Annotated in this window: 21 protein-coding genes and 3 pseudogenes; 9 read left to right on the forward strand and 15 right to left on the reverse strand. The window is 73.0% G+C overall.

Annotation, left to right across the window (positions count from 1 at the left end; all coding sequences use genetic code 11):
- Positions 1-229: 229 nt before the first annotated feature.
- Positions 230-655, forward strand: a complete 426-nt coding sequence (gene arfB / locus ACTWQC_RS32430) for an alternative ribosome rescue aminoacyl-tRNA hydrolase ArfB (protein WP_443319433.1) — start codon at positions 230-232, stop codon at positions 653-655.
- Positions 656-789: 134 nt separating this feature from the next.
- On the opposite strand, the gene ACTWQC_RS32435 is transcribed toward arfB, so the two are convergent.
- Positions 790-1,290, reverse strand: a complete 501-nt coding sequence (locus ACTWQC_RS32435) for a flavin reductase family protein (protein ID WP_443319434.1) — start codon at positions 1,288-1,290, stop codon at positions 790-792.
- 361 nt (positions 1,291-1,651) lie between these two features.
- On the opposite strand from ACTWQC_RS32435, the gene cdgB reads away from it, so the two are divergent.
- Entirely contained in the window at positions 1,652-3,361 is a 1,710-nt protein-coding gene (gene cdgB / locus ACTWQC_RS32440; protein WP_443319435.1) for a diguanylate cyclase CdgB, read from the forward strand.
- Between the two features lie 297 nt (positions 3,362-3,658).
- The gene (locus ACTWQC_RS32445) at positions 3,659-4,693 is read left to right on the forward strand and encodes a CBM35 domain-containing protein (protein WP_443319436.1); all 1,035 of its coding nucleotides are present in this window, start codon (positions 3,659-3,661) and stop codon (positions 4,691-4,693) included.
- Positions 4,694-4,753: 60 nt separating this feature from the next.
- On the opposite strand, the gene ACTWQC_RS32450 is transcribed toward ACTWQC_RS32445, so the two are convergent.
- The 5 genes and pseudogenes from ACTWQC_RS32450 to ACTWQC_RS32470 form a co-directional block, all read right to left on the reverse strand.
- A complete protein-coding gene (locus ACTWQC_RS32450; protein WP_443319437.1) occupies positions 4,754-5,608 on the reverse strand; it encodes a class II fructose-bisphosphate aldolase in 855 nt (284 codons plus the stop codon).
- A 371-nt stretch (positions 5,609-5,979) separates the two neighbouring features.
- Entirely contained in the window at positions 5,980-6,936 is a 957-nt protein-coding gene (locus ACTWQC_RS32455) for a 1-phosphofructokinase family hexose kinase (RefSeq protein WP_443319454.1), read from the reverse strand.
- A gap of 44 nt (positions 6,937-6,980) precedes the next feature.
- A pseudogene (locus ACTWQC_RS32460) lies at positions 6,981-7,206 on the reverse strand (PfkB family carbohydrate kinase); the annotation flags it as partial.
- A 133-nt stretch (positions 7,207-7,339) separates the two neighbouring features.
- Complete coding sequence (gene nagA, locus ACTWQC_RS32465; RefSeq protein WP_443319438.1) at positions 7,340-8,497, reverse strand: N-acetylglucosamine-6-phosphate deacetylase; 1,158 nt, start codon at positions 8,495-8,497, stop codon at positions 7,340-7,342.
- On the reverse strand, positions 8,497-9,444 hold the full coding sequence (locus ACTWQC_RS32470; RefSeq protein WP_443319439.1) for an ROK family protein: 948 nt from the start codon (positions 9,442-9,444) through the stop codon (positions 8,497-8,499). The genes nagA and ACTWQC_RS32470 overlap by 1 nt, the downstream gene beginning before the upstream one ends.
- Before the next feature lie 441 nt (positions 9,445-9,885).
- On the opposite strand from ACTWQC_RS32470, the gene ACTWQC_RS32475 reads away from it, so the two are divergent.
- The 3 genes from ACTWQC_RS32475 to ACTWQC_RS32485 all read left to right on the forward strand — a co-directional run bounded on the left by ACTWQC_RS32475 (position 9,886) and on the right by ACTWQC_RS32485 (position 13,056).
- On the forward strand, positions 9,886-10,437 hold the full coding sequence (locus ACTWQC_RS32475) for a GNAT family N-acetyltransferase (protein WP_443319440.1): 552 nt from the start codon (positions 9,886-9,888) through the stop codon (positions 10,435-10,437).
- 449 nt (positions 10,438-10,886) lie between these two features.
- Entirely contained in the window at positions 10,887-12,482 is a 1,596-nt protein-coding gene (locus ACTWQC_RS32480; RefSeq protein ID WP_443319455.1) for a M4 family metallopeptidase, read from the forward strand.
- A gap of 76 nt (positions 12,483-12,558) precedes the next feature.
- Entirely contained in the window at positions 12,559-13,056 is a 498-nt protein-coding gene (locus ACTWQC_RS32485; protein ID WP_443319441.1) for a hypothetical protein, read from the forward strand.
- 79 nt (positions 13,057-13,135) lie between these two features.
- On the opposite strand, the gene ACTWQC_RS32490 is transcribed toward ACTWQC_RS32485, so the two are convergent.
- A complete protein-coding gene (locus tag ACTWQC_RS32490) occupies positions 13,136-13,471 on the reverse strand; it encodes a hypothetical protein (protein ID WP_443319442.1) in 336 nt (111 codons plus the stop codon).
- Between the two features lie 71 nt (positions 13,472-13,542).
- Positions 13,543-14,169: a pentapeptide repeat-containing protein gene (locus ACTWQC_RS32495; RefSeq protein ID WP_443319443.1), complete on the reverse strand. Its 627-nt coding sequence runs from the start codon at positions 14,167-14,169 to the stop codon at positions 13,543-13,545.
- Between the two features lie 255 nt (positions 14,170-14,424).
- On the opposite strand from ACTWQC_RS32495, the gene ACTWQC_RS32500 reads away from it, so the two are divergent.
- Positions 14,425-15,414, forward strand: a complete 990-nt coding sequence (locus ACTWQC_RS32500; RefSeq protein WP_443319444.1) for a zinc-binding dehydrogenase — start codon at positions 14,425-14,427, stop codon at positions 15,412-15,414.
- Between the two features lie 251 nt (positions 15,415-15,665).
- Here the strand turns inward: ACTWQC_RS32500 and ACTWQC_RS32505 are convergent, their stop codons facing one another.
- Positions 15,666-16,169, reverse strand: coding sequence for a GNAT family N-acetyltransferase (locus ACTWQC_RS32505; RefSeq protein WP_443319445.1), 504 nt, complete (start codon positions 16,167-16,169; stop codon positions 15,666-15,668).
- A gap of 266 nt (positions 16,170-16,435) precedes the next feature.
- Between ACTWQC_RS32505 and ACTWQC_RS32510 the strand changes: the two are divergent.
- Positions 16,436-17,593, forward strand: a pseudogene (locus tag ACTWQC_RS32510) (transaldolase family protein); the annotation flags it as partial.
- Positions 17,594-17,744: 151 nt separating this feature from the next.
- On the opposite strand, the pseudogene ACTWQC_RS32515 reads toward ACTWQC_RS32510, so the two are convergent.
- The 3 genes and pseudogenes from ACTWQC_RS32515 to ACTWQC_RS32525 form a co-directional block, all read right to left on the reverse strand.
- Positions 17,745-17,954: pseudogene (locus ACTWQC_RS32515) on the reverse strand (chorismate-binding protein); the annotation flags it as partial.
- On the reverse strand, positions 17,927-18,235 hold the full coding sequence (locus ACTWQC_RS32520) for a hypothetical protein (RefSeq protein ID WP_443319456.1): 309 nt from the start codon (positions 18,233-18,235) through the stop codon (positions 17,927-17,929). The pseudogene ACTWQC_RS32515 and the gene ACTWQC_RS32520, both read right to left, overlap by 28 nt.
- A gap of 145 nt (positions 18,236-18,380) precedes the next feature.
- Positions 18,381-19,172: a methyltransferase domain-containing protein gene (locus tag ACTWQC_RS32525; protein WP_443319446.1), complete on the reverse strand. Its 792-nt coding sequence runs from the start codon at positions 19,170-19,172 to the stop codon at positions 18,381-18,383.
- A 268-nt stretch (positions 19,173-19,440) separates the two neighbouring features.
- Between ACTWQC_RS32525 and ACTWQC_RS32530 the strand changes: the two genes are divergently transcribed.
- A complete protein-coding gene (locus ACTWQC_RS32530; RefSeq protein WP_443319447.1) occupies positions 19,441-21,516 on the forward strand; it encodes a helix-turn-helix domain-containing protein in 2,076 nt (691 codons plus the stop codon).
- On the opposite strand, the gene ACTWQC_RS32535 is transcribed toward ACTWQC_RS32530, so the two are convergent.
- The 3 genes from ACTWQC_RS32535 to ACTWQC_RS32545 form a co-directional block, all read right to left on the reverse strand.
- Positions 21,465-22,748, reverse strand: coding sequence for an IS701 family transposase (locus ACTWQC_RS32535; RefSeq protein WP_443319448.1), 1,284 nt, complete (start codon positions 22,746-22,748; stop codon positions 21,465-21,467). The genes ACTWQC_RS32530 and ACTWQC_RS32535 overlap by 52 nt on opposite strands.
- 146 nt (positions 22,749-22,894) lie before the next feature.
- The gene (locus ACTWQC_RS32540) at positions 22,895-23,650 is read right to left on the reverse strand and encodes a nucleotidyltransferase family protein (RefSeq protein WP_443319449.1); all 756 of its coding nucleotides are present in this window, start codon (positions 23,648-23,650) and stop codon (positions 22,895-22,897) included.
- Between the two features lie 125 nt (positions 23,651-23,775).
- Positions 23,776-24,192 carry a hypothetical protein gene (locus tag ACTWQC_RS32545; RefSeq protein WP_443319450.1) on the reverse strand — a complete coding sequence of 139 codons (417 nt, stop codon included), beginning with the start codon at positions 24,190-24,192 and terminating at the stop codon, positions 23,776-23,778.
- Positions 24,193-24,357 lie beyond the last annotated feature (165 nt).

Consider the following 24,357-nt stretch of genomic DNA (forward strand, 5'->3'; position numbering starts at 1 on the left):
GGGGATGTCCCTTTCCTCGTCAGTGTCTCGGGCTCCGTGCCGGTGACGAAGCTACCGTCATCCTCCACAACGCCAGGAGAGCACCGCCGGGTTCCGACCCGCTTTACTTTCTTTACGCGCCCCTGCGCGCCCCGCTCCCGCCGCGCCCCCGCCGCGCCTCTGTCGCCCCGCGCCCCGGCGCACGGAAAAGCGGGTGACGGCCGCGGGCCGGGGCGGGATCATGGGAAGCATGTCCGGGCCTTACGTCATCCGCGGCTCGGTCTCCCTCCCGGAGGCCGAGCTCATGTGGCGTTTCTCGCGTTCCTCCGGGCCCGGCGGCCAGCACGTCAACACCAGCGACAGCCAGGCCGAGGTGCGCTTCGACCTCGCCGCGACCGAAGCGCTGCCGCCGGTGTGGAAGGAGCGGGCCCTTGAACGGCTCGCGGGGCGCCTGGTCGACGGCGTGGTGTCCGTACGGGCCTCCGAGCACCGCTCGCAGTGGCGCAACCGCGAGACGGCGGCGGTCCGCCTTGCCGCCCTCCTCGCCGAGGCGACCGCGCCGCCGCCCAAGCCGCGCCGCCCGACCCGTATCCCCCGGGGCATCAACGAGCGGCGGCTGCGCCAGAAGAAGCAGCGCGGCGACATCAAGCGCGGCCGCAGCGGCCGCGACTGGTAGTCCCGCGGCTTCCCGCCCGTCCTCCCCCCGGCTCCCCACGACCGGCTCTCCCCCCTCGGCTCCCGCCCGCCGGGGGTTTCCGCCCGCCGGGCCGGTCCGCTCGCCCGGGCCGGTCCGTCCGGGGCCGAACGGCCCTACCCCAGCAGCCGGTAGCGGCCTCGGAAGTACAGGAGAGGCCCGCCCTCCGCGCTCGGCGTACGGGCGGTCAACACCCGTCCGATCACCAGCGTGTGGTCCCCCGCCCGCACCCGCTGCTCCGTACGGCACTCCAGCACCGCGAGCGCCCCGCCGACCAGCGGCGCCCCCGACGCCTCCCCGCGCTCGTACGCGATGTCCTCGAAGAGCAGCCGGTCGCTGATCCGCCCCTTCATCGAGAACCGTCCGGCGATGTGCCGCTGGCTTTCGGAGAGTACGGACACTCCCCACAGCGGTTGACGCTCAAGAAGTTCGTCCATCCGCGACTCGTTGCGAACGCTCACCATCACCAGCGGCGGGTCAAGTGACACCGACATAAACGCCGTCGCCGTCATGCCGACGTCCTCGCCCCGCGGCCCGTCCTCGGGGTCGAATGCAGTCAGCAGCACCACACCCGCCGCAAGCCGGGACATGGCGGCGCGGAACTCGTCGTCACTCACCCCATCAGCATGGGGGATGGCCTCTGGGCGCGGGGGCGGGGTCCTCTGCAACACGCGAAGAACGCTAGCGGCCGCCGCCGCGGACCCGCATCGGACCCGGGAACCAGCCGGGACCTAGGCCATCCGACGTACTCGCCGGTATGGACCCGGTGTGCCGCCCGGGTCCGGAATTTGCGATCAAGAACTGTAGGAGCGCTCCCACCCTTGGGCTGCAACGATTCATCACTGACTGTGACTTGAGTCACAGCAAGCGGTAATTGTTGACCCTGTGTACCGAGTGAGCAGCTCGCTGTGATTCAGTGGCCGTGGCAATCGGATGTCTGACCCTGGAGTTGCTGTCAGGTCTCGGGGGGTGCGAGCGATGGAGACGGAGTCGGAGCCGTACGTCCGGCTCGCGACCCTGCGGCAACTGCACCACGTCGTCGCGGACCTGAACACCGCCCGCAGCCTCGCCGACACCCTGCAAACCGTCGCGGACGGTGTCATCAACGGGCTCGGCTACGAGCTCGCCGCCGTGAATCTCGTACGGCCCGACGGCGACCTCGTCGTCGCAGCCGTCGCCGGCAGCGCGGGCGCCGAGGCCCTCATGGCGGGCCGGGTCGGCTCCCGCACCGCCTGGGACCGCTGGCTGTCCATGGGCGAGCACTGGGGCGCGCTGCGCTTCATCCCGCACACCGAGGGCTGGATGCTGGACGACGACGACATCCCGCAGTGGCGCAACGACGGCCCGATCCCGCGGTTCGCCGACGAATGGCACCCGATGGACCGGCTGCTGGCGCCCATGTACTCGTCCGGCGAGGAGCTGCTCGGCGTGATCTCCGTCGACAAGCCGCGCAACGGACGCAAGCCCGGCCCCTGGGGCTGCGAGGCGCTGCAGATGTACGCCTTCCAGGCCGCCATCGCCATCAGCAACGCGCGGCTGCGCGCCAACATGCAGCGCGCGCTCGTACGGCTCGAGCGCGAGCAGCAGGCCCTGCGCGCCAGCGAGGAGTCCTTTCGCCAGGCCTTCGAGTACGCGCCCAGCGGGATGGCCATCGCCGAGATGGGCGGCGACCAGCACGGACGCCTGCTGCGCACCAACGACGCGCTGTGCCGGCTGCTGGGCCGCCCCGCCGCCGCGATGCGCCGCTACTCCTTCTCGGACCTGGTGCATCCCGAGGACATCGGCACCCTGCTGCGCACCTCGGCCGAGGGCGGCCGGGCCGAGCTGCGACTGGCCCGCCGCGACGGCACGTACGTCTGGGTGTCGCTGCGCAACTCCGTGGTCGCCGACGCCGCCGACGGGCCGCGCTTCCTCCTCACCCACGTCGAGGACATCGAGGAGCGCAAGCGCCACGAACTGCAGCTCGCGCACCGCGCGAGCCACGACTCGCTGACCGGGCTGCCGAACAGCGCCGAGCTGCGCGCCCGGCTCGGCGCCCGGCTGTGCAGCCGGCCGCCGCTGCCCTCCCAGAACGGGCCGAGCAGCAAGACACTCGACGTGGCGCCCGGCGAGTTCGGGGGCGCCGCATACGGTCCCGTGGAGGCCGAGGCGGAGACCGACGAGCTCGGCTTCCGCTCCGACGGCTTCGACGCGCCGTACGCAGGGCGTCGCCCGATCCCGCCGCCCCTGGGCCCGTACGACCACCATGTGCACTCCGTCGCGCCGCCCGAGGGCGAGCAGGACGACGGCACCAAGGGCCTCGCCGTCCTCTTCTGCGACCTCGACGGCTTCAAGTCGATCAACGACCGCTTCGGGCACCACACGGGTGACGCCGTCCTGATCGAGGTCGCCCGGCGGCTCACCAGCGGCGTGCGGGACGGAGACACGGTGGCCCGGCTCGGGGGCGACGAGTTCGTCGTCCTCGCCGACGGCCTCGGCCGCGCGGACGCCCAGGACCTGGCCGTACGGCTGCGCAACGCGATCATCCCGCCGATCCGCGTGGAGGGGCGGGCGGTCCGGGTCGGGGCGAGTTTCGGCATCGGCTGGGCGAGCTGCGGCATGTCGGCCGAGGAGGTCCTGCAGTCGGCAGACCAGCGGATGTATGTGGAGAAGCGCTCCCGCGCGAAGACGCACCGCCGGGCGGGGTGACACGACTCACCTCTCACCGCCATCGCATGGGGACGCCCAGGCGGGGCGGGCGCGGTCGCCGTTCCACCGCGGTGAACACGGAACGGTCCTTGCGGCGAGCGGGTAGGCTCGGTCGATCGGGTGGTGTGGCTTCGGACGAGCGCCTCGGAGCGGCCGCCGCCGGTGAATCGATCATGAACATTGGCCATCGGGACAGCGCTGGGCCTGTCGGGGTCGCCCCGGCCTTGATAGGAGCTGTCCTGGCGTTCTGGGTCCAGAGCGCCTTTGGTCCGAAGACAGTTGGGGAGTGACAAGGGGATGACGGCCGGGAACAACGGCGCGAGCACGCCTGAGAACGACGATCCGTTCGCCTACCTGTACCGCTCGGAGGACGGCGAGGGTGGCGCAGGCGCGGACTCGGCGGCCGCTCCCCGTACCGGCGGCTACGGCTACCCTCCCCCAGAGCTTCGTCTGGGAGGTGCCCCCAGCCCGGCACAGCCCGGCGTCCCCCGCACCTCGTACAACCAGGTCTCGCGGGTCGGCGAGCGCCGCTACGGCCAGCAGGCTCAGCAGGGACAGCAGGCGCCGTACGCGACGCAGCCGCAGCAGTCCTACGGCCGGCAGACGAACCCGCACTACGCCGCCCCCGAGACCCTCCCCGGCGGCACGCCGAACCGCCCCGCGCCCCCGTCCCACGGCGGCGCCCACGGTGGCGGCGGGCGCGGCCCGAACAGCAGGGGACTGCTCATCGGCGCCATCGCCGTCGTCGCGGTGGTCGTCATCGGCATCGGGGTCGCGATGCTCACCAACAACACCGGGGGCGAGGGCAAGCAGGACGAGGCCGGGAACTCCGCGTCCCCGACCGCCGCCGAGAGCGTCGATCCCAGCGAGGACCCGGGCGACGAGCCCCAGGCGGAGCTGCCGAAGGCGGACGCGGCCAGCCTCCGCGTCGACAGCCCGGCCACCACCGACTCGAGCATCAAGGGCGCCAAGAGCGCCACGGGCGCGTACGTCGGCATGAACGCCCCGGGTGCGGCGGCGACCTGGAACATGGACGTCGACGAGGCCGGGGAGTACCGGCTGTACGTGCGGTACGGCGTGCCGGGCAAGGACGCCGACCTCACCCTCACGACCAACGGGAAGCCCTCCTCCCAGGCGATCAACATGAAGAACTTCGCCGGGGCCAAGGCGGGCGACTGGGAGCACGGCTGGCAGCACACGTGGTCCACGGTCAACCTCACCAAGGGCACCAACACGATCAAGCTGTCGTGCGAGACGGGCAACGCGTGCGAAGTCAACCTCGACAGGGTGGCGTTGCGGCCCGGGAGCGGCGGGGCTCCGGACGGCTGGTGACGGGCCGACGGACGGGCGAGGCCGACTGACGGCTCGTCAGCCACGCTGACCGGCGGTTTGTCAGCCGCCGCTGACCGTACGGAGGAAGCGGGCGACCGCCTCCGCCATCGCGTCGCGCGCGGGGGCCAGGTACTTGCGCGGGTCGACCGTTTTCGGGTTCGCGCCGAGGTAGGCCCGTACGGCGCCGGTGAAGGCCGTGTTGAGGGCCGTGCCCACGTTGACCTTGGACACGCCGGAGGCGACGGCGCGGCGGAGTTCGGCGTCGGGGACGCCCGATGAGCCGTGCAGGACCAGGGGCACGGGGACGGCGTCGCGGAGGCGGGCGATCAGGTCGTGGTCCAGGGTCGCGGTGCGCTCGGTCATCGCGTGCGAGCTGCCGACCGCGACGGCGAGGGCGTCCACGCCGGTGGCGGCGGCGTACGCGGCGGCCTCGGCGGGGTCGGTCCGTACGCCCGGCGCGTGCGCGTCCAGGGGCGGCTCGCCCTCCTTGCCGCCGACCTTGCCGAGTTCGGCCTCGACCCAGATGCCGCGCTCGTGGCCCCAGCGCACCGCCTCCGCCGTGGCCTTGACGTTGTCGCCGTAGCTGAGCTTCGAGGCATCGAACATCACCGAGCTGAAGCCCTCGGGGTGCGCGGCGCGCAGCAGCTCCGCCGACTCGACGTGGTCGAGGTGGAGAGCGAGAGGCGCGGACGAGGCGCGGGCGACTGCGGCGGCGGCCGAGGCGACCGGGCCGAGGCGACCGCCGTGGAACTTCACGGCGTTCTCCGAGATCTGCAGGATCGCGGGCGCGCCCGCGGACTCGGCGCCCGCCGCGATGGCTTCCGCGTGCTCCAGCGTGATCACGTTGAACGCCGCTACGGCGCGCCCCGCCGCCTGCGCCCGCGCGACGAGCTCGGCTGTGCCGACCAGTGGCATGCGCCCTCCCCGAACGTGGGCCACGGCGGGCCCGGTTGTGGCCGGGAGCCGCGGCTGCAGCCCCAGTTGCCGTAAACCGCGAGCTGAGGCACGGTCGCCGTAAACCGCGAGCTGCGGGCCAGTTGCCATAGCCGCGGGCTGCGGCCCGAATGCCCTTGCCATGAACCGCGGGCAGCGGCCCGGTCGCCGTGAGCCGCGGCTGCGGCTCGGTTGCGTCAAGACATCGGCGCTATGCGCGGGCCCCCCGCCGTCCGTCCGGGCATCTGAGCCCCCTTTAAGGGCGGGGGGGTGGTGAGGGTGTGCCGGAGGCGCGGGGGTGCAGCGGGCGGTTGCGCCTCTGTCCTGCTGGTCACTGCTGCCTCCCGGCCTCGTCAGACCGGGCAGTCCGACCGGTCGGCGACCTCGACCCGCGGCAGCAGGTCCTCGTACGTGGCGCGGTCGAACTCGCCCGCCACCGGGGCTCGTACGGTCGCCGCCGAGAGGGCCACGGCCCGCACCAGGCGGTCCGGCCAGGACAACCCCTCGACAAGGCCCGACAGCAGGCCTGCCACGGCCGAGTCGCCCGCGCCCGTCGGGTTGCCGGGGATACGGCGCGGCGGCGCCGCCTGCCAGCTGCCGCCGGCCGTCGCCGCGAACATCCCGTCCGCGCCGAGCGAGGCGGCGACCGCGCGGGCGCCGCGGCGGCGGGTGTCGTGCGCGGCGCGTACGGGCTCGGTGGAGCCGGTGAGCCCGGCCAGTTCTTCGGCGTTGGGCTTGACGAGATCGGGGCGCGCGGCGATGCCGCGGCGCAGCGGCTCGCCGCTGGTGTCGAGGAGGACGGGTACGCCGGCGGCCTGCGCCTCGCGTATCAGCTGGGCGTACGTGCCGACGGGCAGGCCGGGCGGCAGGCTGCCGCACAGCGCGACGGCCTCGGCTTCGCCGAGAAGGGTGGTGTAGGTGCCCAGGAAGGCGTCCCACTCGGGGCGGGCGATGACCGGGCCGGGCTCGTTCAGCTGCGTAGTGTCCCCGGAGGCCGAGTCCACGACGCCGACGGTGCGGCGGGTGGCCCCGGCGATGGGCGTGAGCGCGTCGACGATGTGGCCTCCCGCCGGGGAACGGGAGTCCGGGCCTGCCGGCCCGGGGGGCAGGACTGGGCCGCGGGCCCCGGGGCCGGACGCCAAGGAAAGGGACTGGCCGCCGCCGTAGGTCGCGTCGGTCGCCGGTCCGCCTGCCGCACCGGTGTGGGACCGGCCTTCCCCGTCGCCGGCCGCCCCATCGCGGGCCCGCCCCCCGGGCGCGGTGGCGTACTGCCCCGCGCCGTCGCTGGTCCGGCGGCGCGCCGCGTCCAGCGCGGAGTCACCAGACGCCCGCGGAGCGGGCACTGACGCGTGCGTGTCCGCCGCCGCGAGGAGCCTGCGCACCGTCTCCCCCGTCGCCCCGCCCACGAAGCCGGTGACCGTGACACCGTGGCCGAGCGCCGCGAGTACCCGGGCCACGTTCAGCCCCTTGCCGCCGGGGCGCTCCGATACCTCGGACACGCGGTGCGTGGCCGAGGCCCGCAGGCGCGGCACGCGGTAGGTGATGTCGAGGGCGGCGTTGAGCGTGACCGTGAGGATCAACGGCTGCCCCTCCCGTGCTGTCGGTCTGCTGCCGGGCCCCCGGCCCGCCCGCGTAGGTACAAGTGCGCGAGCGATCATGCCACTGCCGCCTCACGGCAGGCGAGACCCTTGACCGGCCCAACCGGTCGCACTCTCAGCCCAGTTCGGGCGAAACGACCCATTCCCCCTTCCGCATGACGCTCACCAGGCGGAACTCCGCGTCGAGCACGACCAGATCGGCGTCCTTGCCCGGCTCCAGCGAGCCCACCCGGTCATACGCGCCGAGCAGCCGGGCCGGGGTTGCCGAGATGGCCTCGACGACCTGCTCCACCGGCAGTCTGTCGACCGTCACGCCGCGCCGGAAGGCCGTGTCCTGCGTCAGCGTCGAGCCCGCGATCGAGCCGCCCTCGACCAGCCGTGCCACGCCGTCCCTGACCTCGACGTCCATCCCGCCGAGCGGGTAGCGGCCGTCGCCCTTTCCGGCCGCGGCCATCGCGTCGGTGATGAGGGCGACGCGGGCCGCGCCTGCGCGGTGGAAGGCGAGGCCGAGGACGGCCGAGTGCAGGTGCACGCCGTCGTTGATCAGCTCGACGGTCACCCGCTCGTCCTCGAGCAGCGCGGGAATCGGGCCGGGCGCGCGGTGTGCGAGGGGCGGCATCGCGTTGAAGAGGTGGGTCGCCACGGTGGCGCCCGCCTCGATGGCGGCGAGCGTCGCGTCGTAGGAGCCGTCGGTGTGGCCTACGGCTGCGATGACGCCGTGGTCGGCCAGCAGCCGTACGGACTCCAGGCCGCCGGGCAGTTCGGGCGCGAGCGTCATCATCCGCGCCGTGCCGCGCGCCGCGTCGACCAGCTTCCGTACGTCCGCGGGGTCGGGGTCGCGCAGCAGCGTCGGCTCGTGGGCGCCGCAGCGGTTGCGGGCGATGAACGGGCCCTCGAAGTGGATGCCCGCGAGGTCGCCCTGCTCGACCAGCTCGGAGAGCGCGGACGCCTGGTGGGCCAGGTCGTCGAGGTCTCCGGTGACGGTGGAGGCGACCATCGTGGTGGTGCCGTGGTGCCGGTGGGTCGCGACGACTTCGAGGGCCTGCTCCGCCGTACCGGCGGAGAAGGAGGCGCCGCCGCCGCCGTGCACGTGGATGTCGACGAAGCCGGGGACGATCCAGTGGTCGCTCGGCAGGGCGACGGTGGTGGCCTCGCCCCCGGCGTACGGCGCGATGGTGCGGCCGTCGACCGTGACGCGGCCGCCCTCGACGACGCCGGTCGGCAGCACCACGCGCGCGCCGGTGAGAACCTTGACTGCCTTACGAGCCACCATCAGGCGGTTACCTCCGCGGAGAGAAGATCCCAGGCGAGCAGGCCCGCGCCCAGGCATCCGGCGGTGTCCCCCAGGGCCGCCGGGACGATGTCGGGGATGTGCTGGAAGGTGATGCGGGCCTCGACGGCTGCCCGGAGCGGCGCGAAGAGCGTCTCTCCGGCCTCGGCGAGGCCGCCACCGATGATCAGTGTGCGGGGGTCGAGGAGGGTGAGGCCGGTGACGAGGCCGTCGGCGAGCGCGTTTATCGCCTCCTGCCACACGGCGCGGGCCCGCGGGTCGCCGGACTCGACGGCCTTCGCGCAGTCGGCGGCGTCCACGTCCGGGTCGCCGCTCGCTTCCGCCCAGGCGCGGGAGACGGCGGACGCGGAGGCGAGCGTCTCCAGGCAGCCGGCCTGCCCGCAGAGGCAGGCGGGGCCGCCGGGGCGTACCACGATGTGGCCGATCTCGCCCGCGCAGCCGTGGGCGCCGGCCTCGATCCGGCCGTCGATGCCGATGGCGCCGGCGATGCCGGTGCCGAGGGGGAGGAAGAGAAAGCGATCAGCCCCGCGGCCCGCTCCGATGCGGCCTTCGGCGAGGCCGCCGGTGCGGACGTCGTGGCCGAGCGCGACGGGACAGCGTCCATTCCCATCGGCGCCGAGCCTCTCGGCGAGGCGGGCCCGCAAGGGGACGTCACGCCAGCCGAGGTTGGCGGCGTAGACGGCGATGCCGTCGGTCTCGTCGACGATCCCTGGGACCGCGACGCCTGCGGCCACGGCGGGCTCGCCGAACCGCTCGCGCCCGAGCTGCCGCAGCTCGGCGGCGAAGTCGAGGATGGACTCGACGACGGCTTCGGCCCCACGCTCCCGGCCGGTCGCCCGCCGGGCCTCGTACAACAGCGCGCCGTCCGCCGCCACGAGGGCAGCCTTCATCCCGGTGCCGCCCACGTCGAGGGCGATGACGTTTCTCACGAGAACAGTCTCGCGCGGTCCACCCCAAGAGGTCTAGTCCACTCACACCCTCGCCGGGCGGGCCGCAGCCGCGGGAGGGGACGCGGGACGAGATGCGCAGGCCCGCGCGCGGGCAGGCGGCCCGGGTGCCGCCGCGGGGCAACGCGGTCCTGCCGGCCGCCGACGCCGGGGGGTGTGCGGCTGCGCGGCGGGGCCGATCGAGGCGGCGCGGGCGGGTGCGGATGACGGGTTCGCGCCGCCGCGGGGCGGCGTTCCGCCCCGGCCGAGCCCGAATGCCGCCCCGCGGCGCCCATCCGTGCACCCGCCCCCATACCGTCCCAACCCCGCCGCACCGGTGTTCCGCATCGAGAGCTGCCCCCGCCGGCCCGGTGGGCCGCCCGCCGCGGGCCGACCGCGCGTGCCGGGCCCGTGCGCGGGGCTCCGCGGCGTTAGCGTCGGCGCATGATCCTGGAACCGCTCACGCTGTCCGAAGACGAGGCGCACGGGCCGCACGGCCTGCCCGCGCCGCTGCTCGACGAGCTGACGGCGCTCTACCGCTCCGACCCCGTCTTCCAGCGGATCAGCGGCGACTTCCCCGACCCCGAGGACATCCGTCCCGAGCAGGTCGCGGCGAGCATCCGGCAGGAACTGGCGCATCCCGCGGCCGAGGTGCTGCTCGGCCGGGAGGGGCACCAGCTGCTCGGTGTGGCCATCACGCTCGCCGAGCACCCGGATCCAGACGATCCGGATCCGTGGATCGGCCTGCTGATGGTGCACGGACAGGAGCAGCGGACCGGGCACGGGCGGGAGTTGGCCCAGCTCGTGGAGGAGCGGCTGCGGGCCGCGGGGCACGAGGGCGTACGGCTCGCGGTGCTGGAGAACAATCCGAAGGCGCTGGCGTTCTGGACCGCCCTCGGTTACGAGGTCATCGACCACCGGGAGGACCGGCGGCTGCACCGGCCGTGCCTCGTGCTGCGCAAGGACCTCCGGGAATCAGGGGACTTTCCGGCCTAAGGGAGTAACTCCCAGGCGCACGACCTCCGTTGAGCCACGCCCGACACGGCCGTAATACGAACATGTCCGGTCAGTCATCGGACAACGCAAGGTCAAATCTTTGTTGCCGACCTGTCGTAAAGGTTCAACCAATGGCACGCTCTGGTCGGCTCGTCCGCGCATCGCGGTAGGGCCTTCTTTTCGCATGCGTGCGCAATCCCCTCCGTGGGGCCCGCATTGCGGAGCCCGCACGACCCGCACCACTCGTACGACTCGCAGCACTCGCAGCACCGCACCCGCACGCTCCTGTACCACGGGCCGCCACACCCACGGCCGCCCGTCCCCCACACCCGGGCCGCGACCCCGCGGCCCCGCATCAAGGAGACCGAGTGAGACGCACGTCCAACTCTCCCCGGAAACACGCCAGAAAGCGCACCGCCGGCGCCGCCGCGCTCGCTGCCTCGGCCGCCATGGTCGTCGTCGGCGTCCAGACCGGCTCGGCGAGCGCCCAGCCCGATCGCGACTCCGCCCCCACGGGCGCGACCGGAGCCATCGCGGTCGCGCAGTCCGCCGCCCAGCGCGCCTCCGCGATCGAGGCCGCGCAGACGGCAGCCCCGGCCGAAGCCGGTGCGCTCGGCCTCGGCGCCCGGGAGAAGCTGATCGTCCGCGATGTCATCAAGGACGCGAACGGCACCGTCCACACCCGCTACGAGCGCACGTACGCCGGCCTGCCCGTCCTCGGCGGCGACCTCGTCGTCCACGAGAAGAAGAGCGGCTCGCGCAGCGTCACCAAGGCGACCAAAGCCCGGATATCCGTGCCGGACACGGCGGCCGAAGTCCCCGCGTCCGCCGCGAAGAAGACCGCCCTGAAGGCCGCGGAGGCCGAGGGCACCGGCGAGGGCGGCAAGGCAGGCAAGACCGGCGGGGCCGCCACCGGCGAGGCCCCCCGCAAGGTGATCTGGGCGGCGGGCGGCAAGCCCGTACTGGCCTGGGAGACCGTCGTCACCGGGCTCCAGCACGACGGCACGCCCAGCGAGCTCCACGTCGTCACCGACGCCGCCACCGGCAAGAAGCTCTTCGCGAACGAGACCGTCCACACCGGAACCGGCACCGGCGATTACAGCGGCAAGGTCACCCTCGGCACGACGAAGAACGGCAGCTCGTACCAGCTGAAGGACGGCGCCCGCGGCAACCACCGGACCAACGACCTGGGTCAGGGCACGTCCGGCAGCGGCGCGATCTTCAAGGATGCGGACGACGTCTGGGGCGGCGGGCGGCAGAGCGCCGCCGTCGACGCGCACTACGGGGCCGCGACCACCTGGGACTTCTACAAGAACGTCCTCGGCCGGAACGGCATCAAGAACGACGGCGTGGGCGCGTACTCCCGCGTGCACTACGGCGACAACTACGTCAACGCCTTCTGGTCCGACAGCTGCTTCTGCATGACGTACGGGGACGGCGAGGGCAACGCGAACCCGCTGACCTCGCTGGACGTCGCCGCGCACGAGCTGAGCCACGGCGTCACCTCCAACACCGCGGGGCTGCGGTACAGCGGCGAGTCGGGCGGCCTGAACGAGGCGACCTCCGACATCTTCGCCACCTCGACCGAGTTCTACGCGAAGAACCTCGCCGACCCGGGCGACTACCTCATCGGCGAGAAGATCGACATCAACGGCGACGGCACGCCGCTGCGCTACCAGGACAAGCCGAGCCGCGACGGCGCCTCCAAGGACAACTGGTACGCGGGCATCGCGAACATCGACGTCCACTACTCCTCCGGTCCCGCGAACCACTTCTACTACCTGCTGTCCGAGGGCAGCGGCGCGAAGACGATCAACGGGGTGTCCTACAACAGCCCGACGTTCGACGGCTCGAAGGTGACGGGCATCGGGCGGGCCAAGGCGGAGAAGATCTGGTACCGGGCGCTGACGACGTACATGACGTCGACGACCACGTACAAGGGCGCGCGTACCGCCACCCTCAAGGCGGCGGGTGACCTGTTCGGGACGACGAGCGCCGAGTACAAGGCGGTCGGCGCGGCCTGGACCGGGGTGAACGTGAAGTAGCCGGGTCACCCGGCGACATCACGCGGTCACGGGCCGCACCGCCTTCCCCCGGTGCGGCCCGTGACACCATCGAGCGGTGATCGACCTCGGCTATTCGCTCTCCCGCCGCTTCCCCGACCCGCCGCAGACGGACTACCGGACCGCGGACGTACGCGCCCTGCGGCACGACCTCTTCTGCGGCGACGTCCATCTCGCCGACACCGAGGCCGACCGGGAGTTGTCCACAGGCTGGGGATGGGTGCCCGTACTGGACTTCGCGTGGGCGCTGTGCGACATCGTCGAGCGGCTCGACCTCGATCCGCGCGGCAGCCGCTCGCACCGCGCCCAGTACGCCGAGCTGGACTTCACCGAGACCACCGACCGTCTGCGCTTCGAGCGACGCTTCGGCTGGGTGGACGTCACGGCCGACTGGCAGCCGGCCGGAGAGCCGCCGCTCACCCTCAACCACGCGGCGCTGCGCCGCGAGGCCCGCGACTTTCTGCAGGATCTGATCGCGGACCTCACGGATATGCACGAGGCGCTCGCGGGCAATCCCGTCATCTGGGATCTGCAAGCACGTTTCCCTCGGATCTGAACCGACGGAACGGGCCGGGCCGGGACAAGCCCGAACGGAACACACGGAACCGGCCCCGAGGCAGCCGGGCGCAATTCCGTCAGACGCGGCGCAAGCGCACGGCCAGCCCATGTCCGATCAGCAGGTAAATGATGGCGGGCAGGCCGTAATTGAGGAATACGCGCAGCCCTTCGGTCTCCATGGTGAAGATGTCCTGGGACCACCAGGCGAGGAAATCCGCCATTCCGCGCACAAACCCGACGAAGACGTTTCCCTGGTTGGCTTCGAGCAGGTACAGCAGGATCCACAGGGCCAGGAAGCCTGCGGCAATGTCCGCGATGGTCTGGATGATCAGGGCTGCCCGGCTTGCTCCGGCGCCGTCCCGGTTGGCGCCATAGGCGCCGTTTACGGGCCTGGGTTCAGGGTTGTTGTTCATGGCCCGCTGATTGCCGGACCCAGGCGCGCGAAACCTCTTTCAGGCTTGCGATTCGATATCCATCAGTTAGATCATTCTGGGCCCTGGACCCGTACTCCGAACTGCGCCGCGAATGCCGGTGCCAATTCCAGGAGTTGGGCCGGAGAGATCACTGCACCCGCAAGCCGGTCCACTCCCCGCACAATGTCCAGTTCGGCCGCCTCGCGCAGATCCACTTCCGCCATGCGCGCCCCGCTGAAATCCACCTGCCCCAGTGAGCAGTCGCGGAAGACGACCTTCTCCAGCCGCGCGCCGCCGAAGTCGGCCTCGACGAGCACGCACCCCTCGAAAACCACGTCCTTGAACGAGGCCCCTCGCAGATTGAGGTAGTCGATCTTCCCGCCGCGCACCACCACCCGCTCCAGGACCGAGCCGTGCAGCTGCACCCCACCCAGCAGCGCGTCGGTCAGCTCCACATCCCGCAGCACCGCGCCGGCCAGGTCCGTGCCGACGCCCCGCACTCCCTCGAGCACGCTGCCGATGAACCGCGCCCCGGTCAGCCGCGCCTCGTCGAGGCCGCAGCGCCGCAGCGCGCAGTCCAGGAAGCGGGCGTCCCGCCCGTCCTGTCCCGCGAGGTCGAGATCCGCGAATTCCAGGCCCTCGTAGTCCCCCTCCCCCTCGAGCCCGTCCTCCTCGAACGGCGAAAGCTCCATGCGCATCTCCCTCTGCTCCGCACTGCCCGGCCGTCTCCGCGCTTCCCGGTCGTCGTGTCTCCCATCCTGGGGCACGGGTCTGACAGCGGAGGCTTGACCTCAAGCGAGCTCGAGGTTGAAGGCTGTTGCCGAGCGGCGAAAGCCGACCCGACCGCTCGACCGACCGCTCGACCCGGCCACTCGACCCGGCCACTCGCCCCGGCCACTCGCCCCGGCCACTCGACCCGGCCGCTCGACCCGACCGACCCTTGGGAGCCCACCATGCACGCGATCCGCCAGTACGCCTTCGGCCCGGCCGAGAACCTGCGCTATGAGAAGGCCGAGGACCCGGAGCCGGGCCCGGGACAGGTGCGGATCGCGGTCGCCGCGGCCGGCGTCCACATGCTCGACACCACCATCCGCCAGGGCGCCCGGCGTGGCCCGCTCCCGCTGCCCGAACTGCCCATGACACCCGGCCGCGAGGTCGCAGGCACGATCGATGCGCTCGGCGAGGGCGTGCCGGAGAGCCTGCTCGGCAGCCGCGTCGTCGTCCACCTCGGCCCGTCCCCGGCCCACGGCGGCTACGCCGAAGTGACCGTCGCGGAAGCCGAGTCCCTCCACTCGGTCCCGGACGGGCTCTCCTCGGAGAAGGCCGTCGCCATGATCGGCACAGGCCGTACGGCCCTGGGCATCCTGGAGCAGGCCGCCCTTACCCCCGACGACGTGGTCCTGGTCACCGCCGCAGCCGGCGGCCTCGGCACCCTCATCGTCCAGTACGCCCGCCATCTGGGCGCCACCGTGGTCGGCGTCGCCGGCGGCCCGGCCAAGACCGAGGCCGTACGGGCCAACGGCGCGGACATCGCGGTCGACTACAACGCCCCCGACTGGGCGGACCAGGTCCGCGCCGCCATGGGCTCCCGCGCCATCACGGTCGCCTTCGACGGCGTCGGCGGCACCCTCGGCCGTACCGCCTTCGGCCTCGTCGGCCGCGGCGGCCGCCACATCGTCTACGGCTGGGCCCCCGGCAGCGACGCCACCGAGCCCTCGGAGGCGGAGCTGACCGAGCGCGGCGTCACGTCCGAGGTGGTGGTGGGCCCGCGCATGCTCGCACGGCCGGGCGGTCTGCGCGGCCTGGAGGACGCGGCGATGGAGGCCGCCGCCGAGGGCCGCCTGGACCCTGCGGTGACCACCTTCCCCCTCGCGGAGGCGGCGGCCGCCCACCGCGCTCTGGAGTCCCGCGGGACGACGGGCAAGGTCGTCCTCATCCCCTGAGGCTGCGCCTTGCGGCAGGCCGTGAGTCTGCACCGGTGAGCGACGTCCTCCGCGCGGCGATACGCAAGCGGTGAGCACGAGCTCGTATGGCGGGAGTTGCGCGCTCTCCACGCAGCCGCAGGCCCACGAGGCCGCAGACGCGCGAGGCGGGGGTGGGTCCGGGGCTTCGCCTCAGACCACACGTGGTCCAGGGGCGGAGCCCTGGTTACGGGAAGGGGCGGGGTGGGGGAACTCGCTCCGCCTGACCCGTCCTACACCGGCCGCTCCGCAGCCTCCGGCCCAGCTGCCTCGGAAGCGAGCCGGGACAGCGGAGCGCCGGTGAGCCGGTAGCCGGTCCACTCGTCCATCGGGACCGCGCCGAGCCACTTGTAGAAGTCGATCGACGGGGTGTTCCAGTCCAGGACGGACCAGTCCAGGCGCCCGTACCCGCGCTCCGCGCAGAGCCGGGCCAGCTCCGCGAGGAGCGCCTTGCCGTGGCCGCGGCCGCGGGCCTCGGGCCGGACGTAGAGGTCCTCCAGGTAGATGCCGTGCACGCCGCGCCAGGTGGAGAAGTTGAGGAACCAGAGGGCGAAGCCCTCGGCCCGGCCGTCCGTCTCCGCGATGTGCGCAAAGGCCGCCGGGCTCTCGCAGAAGAGGGCGCGGCGTATGTGCCCCTCTGTCGCCTCGGCCTCGTGCTCGGCCTTCTCGTACGCGGCGAGCTCGCGGATCATGGCGACGATGGCGGGGACGTCCTCGGGCTTGGCTGTACGGATCATGTCGTCAGCGTACGGCCGGGCCGCCGGGCATCGGCATCCCTCCGGATGACGCGGCATCCCCCGGATGCCGCTGGCTCCTGAGCGATGACTTGACGTAGTCGGAAGGCACTCACGAGAACGTGTTCCCGACCCCCGGGGTCCCTGCCCTAGCCTCGTGTCTCCGCCCATATTGCGCCGCCCGTATGCGCCACCCGTATGCATCGCGCGCGTGCGTCGCGCGCATGCGCCCCTTCTCAACGCTTATCGAGGGGAGTTGGCACCCCGTCATGGCAGAACCGGCAGCCGGACCGGACGGCGGAGTCCTGGAGCAGCTCGCCGCGGAGGGAGTGTCCCTCTGGCTGGACGGCGCCTGCCGGGAGCTGCTCGACTCCGGCGGCCTGGACCGGCTGGTGCGGGACCGGCGAATCAGCGGGGCCACCACGAACCCGGGGCTGCTGACCGGATCCGTGACGACCCACCCCTCATACCTGGAGCAGTTGGGCCGGCTGGAGAGCCAGGGGACGTCCTGCGACGAGGCGGTGCGGGCGCTGCTCGCCTACGACGCCCGGTGGGCCTGTGACGTGCTGCGGCCGGTGTTCAGGGCGAGCGGCGGCCTGGAGGGCCAGGTGTCGGTGGACCTCGACCCGCGGCTCGCGCACGACGCGGGGGCCACGGTCGCCGAGGCCCGCGCGGTGAACCGCGCCGTGAACCGGCCCAATGTGCTGGTCAAGATCCCGGCCACCGAGGCCGGGCTCTCCGCGATCACCGACTGTCTCGCCGACGGGATCAGCGTGCACGCCACGACCCTCTACTCGGTGCACCGCTACGGCGAGGCCGTCGACGCCTACTTCGAAGGCCTTGAGCGGGCGCGCGCGGCGGGGCGTCCGCTGCGGGCGATCACCTCACTGGCCGGGCTGCCGATCAGCCGGCTCGACGCCGAGGTGGACGCCCGCCTCGACGGACTCGGTCGCGGACCCGGACCCGGACTCAGACCCGGACTCAGACCCGGACCCAGACCCGGGCTCGGGCCCGGGCTCGGACCGGCCGCCGCCCGCGCGCTCCGCGGGCAGACCTCGCTCGCCACCGCCCGCCTGGCGTACCGGCTCTACGAGGAACGGCTCGGCAGCGACCGCTGGCGCGCCCTCGTGGCCGCCGGAGCCCGCCCGCAGCGGCTGATGTGGAGCTCGACCGCGGTTCAGGACCCGGCGTACTCCAAGACCCGTTATGTCGACGGCTTCGTCGCCTGGGGCACGGTCAACGCGCTGCCCACGGACACGCTCGACGCGGCCGTCCACCACTCCCGGCTGCGCGGCGACACCATGACGGGCGAGCACGAGGCGGCGAGGCGGGTGATCGAGGAGCTGGAGGCCCTCGGCATCGGGTACGAGGCGGTGGTGCGCCAGGTGGCGGAGGACTGTCTCAGGAACGCCCTGGAGGCGTGGGAGGACCTGCGCTCCGCCGCGCGCACCGCCGCCACCACCCGTACCGCCGCCACCCGAACCACCGCCACCCCCGACGCCACCACCCGTACCGCCGCCACCCCTCCCGCCGCCGCCCAAACCGCCGCCGCGGAAAGGACCCTACGGACCCACCCCTTCACGCCGGCTGCGTCTGCCGGGCCCTCCCCGGGAATTCCGCCCCCGTCAGGGCGAGCAGCGGCGCCGCCTTCACCGCCGTCTCCTCGTACTCCTCCTCCGGGTCCGACAGCGCGATGATCGCGCCGCCCACGCCGTAGCGCACCCGCCCTGGAGTGACCACGGCCGTCCGGATCACGATGCTCAGATCGGCGGCCCCGGACAGCGAGAAGATGAGCTCCAGGTACGCCTCGCGGCCGTGGCGCAGCCGCAGTTCGCCCGCCATCCCGGGCGGGCCCGGCGGCTCGGACACCGGCCCGCTATGGCGCGGAGGCCGGTCGCGACCGCGTTCAGCCAGGCCCGGGCCGCGGTCTCGTCCGCGCCCTGCCGGTCCTGCTCCTCCACCAGCGCGAGCAGATACGTGGTGCAGGTCGCGTGGTCGAACACCACGGCCCGGTCCAGCAGCCGCTCCACCAGCACGCGCAGCCTGGGTCCCGGCCCCGGGTCGGCCACAGCAGGGCGGTGGGGCGCGGCAGACGGCCGGCCACGGGAGGCTGAGGGTCCGGGCGGCGGCCGCCGGTCAGTCGGACGGGCGGCGCGGGCGTCCGCGTGGCCCCGGCCGCCGGGTGCTCGCGGGTCATCCGGGCGAAGCTGCCCGTCAGTTGGCGGCCGCCGTCCGTGCAGAGACGGCCTCGAGCAGCATGTGCTCGACCATGTCCCCGCCTTCGGGGACCGAACGGGTGGCCAGGACCCGGAGTTCCCGGCCGGTTTCGGCGGCGATCGCGTTCAGGCCCTCGACGTCTCCCCGGTTGCTGAAGTGCAGCAGCACCGAGCCGCCCGCGGTCAGCCACTGCGGCGCCTCCGCCAGATACCTGCGGTGCACCGCGTATCCCGCGTCCACGTAGGCCCGCTCATGGACCGAGCGGTACTCGTAGTCCTCCGGCGCCCGCACGTAGTTGGAGCTCCAGAAGATCGTGTCGAACCGCTCGCCGGGCCCGAGTCCGGAGAACAGGTCGCCGTGCACGGCGCGGACGCGGTCGGAGACGCCGTGCCGGGCGGCGTTCCTGGCCGCGTTCTCGACCGCGCGCTCGCTGATGTCGGCCGCGACGACCGGGCCGCAGCCGGCCAGGGCGGCGGTGACCGCGATGATGCCGGTGCCGCAGCCGATCTCCAGCAGCGAACCCTTGAGCGGGGCCTGCTCCGCTTCGGCTGCCCCGTCGGTGAGTCCGGATCCGAGTCCGGATCCGAGTCCGGGTTCGGGTCCGGGTCCGGGTCCGAGCCCGAGGAAGTCGAGAGCGATGCCCGTCGAGGGGGAGTAGATCGGCGCGAAGACCTCGTCCAGCAGATCCCAGTCGCGCCCCCGCATGGTGAAGACGCTGGGCCGGTCCGCTCTGGTCAGTGACTCCTGGCTGCGCTGAAGTGACCGGACATAGCTCTGGACTTCCGACACGTGACCCCTGCTCCCTACGTCGGCCTCCGTTCAGCCGGACCGTACAGATGAGCGATGTACGGACGCCAACTGTTTCGCACAGCTGAGGCGCCGCAACAGGTGACCCGGCAACACTCTCGGGGGTTCGAGAGGTGCCCGGGCCACCACAGTACGGTCCTGAGCTGCGGCGTTCCGGCTGCCCTCACGCTTGGTCAAGCCTTGACTCGCACCTTGTCCCGTCATTAGGTTCGCGGCGAGGGGGACGTTCTGGCCTCAACGGGGGAGCACGGTGTCGGACGGCGGATCAAAAGGCATCGACGTCTTATCCGTCCTCGAGCTGCTGGCCAAGGAGGCACCTCCGAGCCAGTTCGAGGACCTGATCAGGCAGGCCCGCCGGGAAGGCGCCTCGCCCGCCACCCTCGAAGAGCTGACCCGCGCCCAGGAGTTGGCGCTGTCCGTCCACGCGCTGCTCGGCCGCCGCCGGCAGCGCGAGGCCGGTCTCTCCGCCCTCGTCGACACCGCACGCGACCTGACCACGCCGTACGACCTGGACGCCCTCCTCGAGCTCATCACCCGGCGAGCCCGCCGGCTGCTCAGCGTCGACATGTCCTACATCAGCTTCCACGAGCCCGCGGAGTCGTGCTCCTACGTCCGCACCGCCGACGGCAACGCCACCGCGCTCACCATCGGCTTCAAGGCCCCGCTGTTCTCCGGGCTCGGCCAGAAGGTCACCGACAGCTCCGCGCCCTTCTGGACCCCCGACTACCTGCCGGACGAGCGGATCGTGCACCAGGACGTCCTCGACGAGGTGGTCAGGGCCGAAGGGCTGCGCGCGATGATGGCCGTCCCCCTGCGGTACGGCAACTCCACCTTCGGCATCCTCTACATCGCCGACCGGAACATCCGTCACTTCACCCCGGACGAGGTCTCGCTGATGAGCTCGCTCGGGGACCTCGCCGCCGTGGCCATCGAGAAGACCCGGCTGCTGGACCGCACCCACGCCGAGGTCGTCGAGCTGGAGCTGGACACCTCGCGGGCCAAGTCGCGCCTCACCGCCGTGCGGCGGCTCGGCGACACCCACAGCCGCCTCATCGACCTCGTGCTCACCGGCTCGGACCTGCACACGCTCGCCGCGGAGGCGGCGGATGCGCTGGAGGGCACCCTGATGGTGCGGGACGCGGACGGGCGGCTGCTCACCGCCACCGGCGAGCTCCCGGGGCTCGACGAGACCGAGGTCACCAAGGCGGCCCTGGACGCGCACGCCGGACAGGCGCGGCCGGCCCTGCCCGACGGCACCTGGGTGGCCCCGGTCGTAGCGGGGCGCGAGGACCTCGGCACGCTCCTGCTGCGCCCCAGGAGGCCGCTCAACGACAACGGCGTACGGCTGCTGCACCTGGCCGCGCAGGCCGTCGCGGTCCTGCTGCTGATGCAGCGCAGCACGGCCGTCGCCGAGGACAAGGTGCGCGACGAGCTGTTCGAGGACCTGCTCGCCACCCCGCAGCGGCCGCCGCAGCGGCCGCCGCAGCAGCTCGCCGAGCGCGCCCGCCGGCTCGCCGTCCACCTGGAGAAGCCGCATGTCGTGGTCGTCGCCCGGCCCGAGGGCGGGGCGCAGGGCAGAGCGCTGGTGTGGGCGGCCTCATATGCCCGCCGGATGACGGGTCTCAAGAGCACCCGCGACGGGTGCATCGTGCTGCTCCTGCCCGGCTCCGACGCGAGCGGCGCGGCGCAGGCGGTCTCCGCGGAGCTGTCGCCGCTGCTCGGCCATCCCGTCACGGTGGGCGGCGCGGGCCCGGTCTCGGATCCGGGCCCGGTCTTCCGCGCCTACCGTGAGGCGCTGCGCTGCCTGGACGCGCTCACCGCGCTGGGCGGCACCGGCTCCACCGCCTCCGCCAGGGAGCTCGGCTTCCTCGGCCTGCTGCTCTCCGACAACCACGACGCCGAGGGGTTCATCGCCGCCGCGATCGGTCCCGTCCTGGAGTACGACGCGCAGCGCTACACCGATCTCACCGGCACCCTGCGCTCGTACTTCGAATCGGGCGGCAGCCCCACGCGCGCCGCGGAGGCCCTGCACGTTCATCCCAACACCGTCTCACGGCGCCTCGAGCGCATCACCGAACTGCTCGGCCCCGACTGGCAGAAGCCGGAGCGTGCCCTCGAAGTGCAGCTGGCGCTCCGGCTGAACCGCGCCCGGCACACACTGCGCAGGCAGCGGGAGGAAGGCGGCCCGGGCCGGGGCCGATCCAGCCCGGGCCGCAGCCCTGGTCCTGCCCCGGGTGGTCAGGCAGGTCAGGGCGGTCAGAAGGGGCGGGGTGGTCAGGAGGGGCGGGGTGGTCGGGAGGGGCAAGCGGACGGCTCCGGGACATAGCGCGGACCGCCGGGTCCCCTCGCGCCGAGCACCGAAACCGCGTGCGCCGCGGACGCCAGCGTCATATGGCGGTGCCAGCCGCGGAAGGACCGCCCCTCGAAGTCCCGCAGGCCGACGGGGTCGCCGTGCTCCGCGAAGTCCCGGGACACCCTGCCGGCCAGCTTGGTCAGCACGAGCAGCGAGGACGCGGGCGCGGACGTCATGTCGGTGAGCCACAGCTGCGCGGGGGCAGTGCGGGAACGCCACTCCCCCAGCAGGAGCAGGCTCCGCTGCCCGCCGCCGGCCGGCCGCGTCGGCGGCCCTGCGTCCACGGCGCCGCCCGCCCGGATGTCCGGGAGGATCACCCGTACGGCCGCGACCAGCGTCGTCCTGCGGGCGGGCCCGACGGCCGGGTCGGCCCACTCGACGGGACGGCGCAGGCCCGGTACGGACTCCAGGATCCGCTGGGCGGGTAGCGCACCGCGGCCGTAACCCGGCATCGCCGGATCCGCGACGACCAGGCTCGACGTCCCGCCGATCCGGGTGACCAGCGGCACGCGCGCGTCCAGGAACCGCCGTACGACGCCGCCCACATCGTGCAGCCGGGCGTCCATCAGCACCGGCCGCCGCCGCAGCTGCCAGCCGCCGACGCTGTCGAGTACGGCGGCGGCCGCGCATGCGTCCGGGCGCTCCTCGCGGGCGGTCGCGGGGATCTCCGCCTTGTGCCGCCTGGCGGGGTCGTTGACCCACGACGGGGGGAGGAAGAGCCGCCAGCTGACCGGCACACTCGTCTCGGCGCCCGCGAGCCAGACTCCGTATGCCTGCTGCCCGTTGACGGTCTGGCCCAGCTCCGGCACGAATATGCGGTCGACGCCGACGGAGTGCCGGCCCGTCTTCGGAATCGGAACGGACTGCACCACCCAGGCCTGCGGGGCCATCGCCTGGTCCAGGTGGCGGGCGAGCGCCCGCCGCACCGGCCGCCAGTCCCAGGTGGAGCTGGAGATGAAGTGGTGCAGGCTCTGCTCGGTGGCCTGCCCGCCGAAGAGCGCGGCGATGTTGCGCATCGACTTGCGGCCCTCGGCCCTCAGCAGCCCGGTCAGGTACTGCCCGGCCTTCCCCCGCTGGTCGCTCCGGCGGAATGAGTCGAACAGCACGGAAGGCACGTCATCCACCCTGCAGTTGGCCGCTCGGGCGCCTTCCGGTTCGCGACCCGGGGGACGGAGGTCCCCCCGCGTCAGAACAACCTGGTTCACAGCACTCCCGCTTCAGGTACGGCAGCCCTTCCGGCTGTCCTCCTTCAACGGTCGCCGCCGGAGCCCCTGCGGCACGAGGTGGGCCCGTCACACACCTGCGCCGCCGGGTGGTCACCAGGCCACCGCCCGTCCCCCGGGTGCGTTACTCAACCCCCGGCGGCGGCAAGCTCCTTCGCCGCCTCGGCCAGGTCCTTCGCCGTGTCGATGGCGCGCCAGTACGCACCCTGCGGGAGCGGAAATCCGGCCAGGCGGCGCTCGCGCGCCAGCCGCGGGAACGTCGTGCGCTCGTGGTCCCCGCGGACCGGGAGCAGGTCGGTGAACGCGGCGGAGAAGACGTACACGCCCGCGTTGATGAGATACGGCGACGGCGGCGACTCGATGAAGTCCAGGACGTGCCCGAACTCGTCGGTCTCCACCGCCCCCCAAGGAATACGCGGCCGGGCCAGCGCCAGCGTGGCGACCGCGTCGCGCTCGTCGTGGAACGCGGCCATCTCGCGCAGCGAGAACCGGGTCCAGATGTCGCCGTTCGTGGCGTACCAGGGCCGGTCCGGGTGCGGGAGCGAGGCGGCCGCGTACTTGAGGCCGCCGCCCCGGCCCAGCGGCTCCTTCTCGACCACGGTGGTGACCCGCAGCGGGAGCCGGTCCGCGGCGGACGCCAGCCAGTCCTGGAGGACCTCGGCCAGATGCCCGCAGGAGACGACGGCGTCCGTGACGCCCTCGGCGGCCAGCCAGGCCAGCTGGTGGCCGATGATCGGAGTCCCGGTGCCGGGAATCTCGACCATCGGCTTGGGACGGTCGTCGGTGTAAGGACGCAGCCGCGACCCTTGGCCTCCGGCCAGGACCACGGCCTGCGTGGGATGCGCGGAGCTGTTGTTCCGGCCCGCGCGGCGATCGTCTGTCATGCCGCGCACCTTATGCGCATGCACCGCGGATGCTGCGGATCGGGGGCGGCCCGGGCGGCGGGGGCAGCCCGGCCGACGAGGCCTGCCCGCCGGCAAAGGCTCCCCGGCCGGCAGGGCCTGCCGGGTCAGCCCGCCCGCTCCGCCACGCCGTACGCGAAGGACGTGTCGCAGACCGGGCGCGAGTAGCGCTGCGCCTTGTGGGAGCCGTACTTGGCGACCGCCGCCCGGCCCAGCGCGCGGGCGAGCGAGGCGCAGTGCCTGGCCAGCGAGGGGCGGCGGTTGGTCTCCTTCTGGAGGCTGGTGAGCGCCGCGGAGGGGTCCTTCTGCTGGAGCTCCGCGAGCAGCCGGTCCCGCAGGATCTCCTGCGGGGCGCGGGGCGTCGCACGGGTGGAGGCCTTCTCCGCGGACGCGGTGAGCACTTGGGTGTCGGCGTCGGGGGCCGCCCACGGGACGCGGGCGACCGCGAGCGTCCCCGACAGCACCAGGACGACGGGGAGGACGAGTGCGAGGGTTCTGCCGATACGGCGGGCTGCTTGGTTCACGCCGCGATCGTAGCGAGCGGTAGTGATTTGGCGACATTTAGTCACCCTCTTGAGCGACGGATTCCCGAGCCGGTCGGTTCAGGGGTTGACGCATAGGACCGAAAAGCCGGAAGTGCCGCAGATGTTCCGCAGGTGCGCCATGGGGGGCTAAACACGCTCAAGGTG

The organism is Streptomyces sp. 8N616 (genome assembly GCF_052246385.1).
Taxonomy (GTDB): Bacteria; Actinomycetota; Actinomycetes; order Streptomycetales; family Streptomycetaceae; genus Streptomyces.

Coding starts and splice junctions, on each gene's coding strand:
- arfB (WP_443319433.1), top strand. CDS start 230: ATGTCCGGGCCTTACGTCATCCGCGGCTCGGTCTCCCTCCCGGAGGCC.
- cdgB (WP_443319435.1), top strand. CDS start 1,652: ATGGAGACGGAGTCGGAGCCGTACGTCCGGCTCGCGACCCTGCGGCAA.
- ACTWQC_RS32445 (WP_443319436.1), top strand. CDS start 3,659: ATGACGGCCGGGAACAACGGCGCGAGCACGCCTGAGAACGACGATCCG.
- ACTWQC_RS32450 (WP_443319437.1), bottom strand. CDS start 5,608: ATGCCACTGGTCGGCACAGCCGAGCTCGTCGCGCGGGCGCAGGCGGCG.
- nagA (WP_443319438.1), bottom strand. CDS start 8,497: ATGGTGGCTCGTAAGGCAGTCAAGGTTCTCACCGGCGCGCGCGTGGTG.
- ACTWQC_RS32475 (WP_443319440.1), top strand. CDS start 9,886: ATGATCCTGGAACCGCTCACGCTGTCCGAAGACGAGGCGCACGGGCCG.
- ACTWQC_RS32480 (WP_443319455.1), top strand. CDS start 10,887: ATGGTCGTCGTCGGCGTCCAGACCGGCTCGGCGAGCGCCCAGCCCGAT.
- ACTWQC_RS32490 (WP_443319442.1), bottom strand. CDS start 13,471: ATGAACAACAACCCTGAACCCAGGCCCGTAAACGGCGCCTATGGCGCC.
- ACTWQC_RS32495 (WP_443319443.1), bottom strand. CDS start 14,169: ATGCGCATGGAGCTTTCGCCGTTCGAGGAGGACGGGCTCGAGGGGGAG.
- ACTWQC_RS32500 (WP_443319444.1), top strand. CDS start 14,425: ATGCACGCGATCCGCCAGTACGCCTTCGGCCCGGCCGAGAACCTGCGC.
- ACTWQC_RS32505 (WP_443319445.1), bottom strand. CDS start 16,169: ATGATCCGTACAGCCAAGCCCGAGGACGTCCCCGCCATCGTCGCCATG.
- ACTWQC_RS32540 (WP_443319449.1), bottom strand. CDS start 23,650: ATGACAGACGATCGCCGCGCGGGCCGGAACAACAGCTCCGCGCATCCC.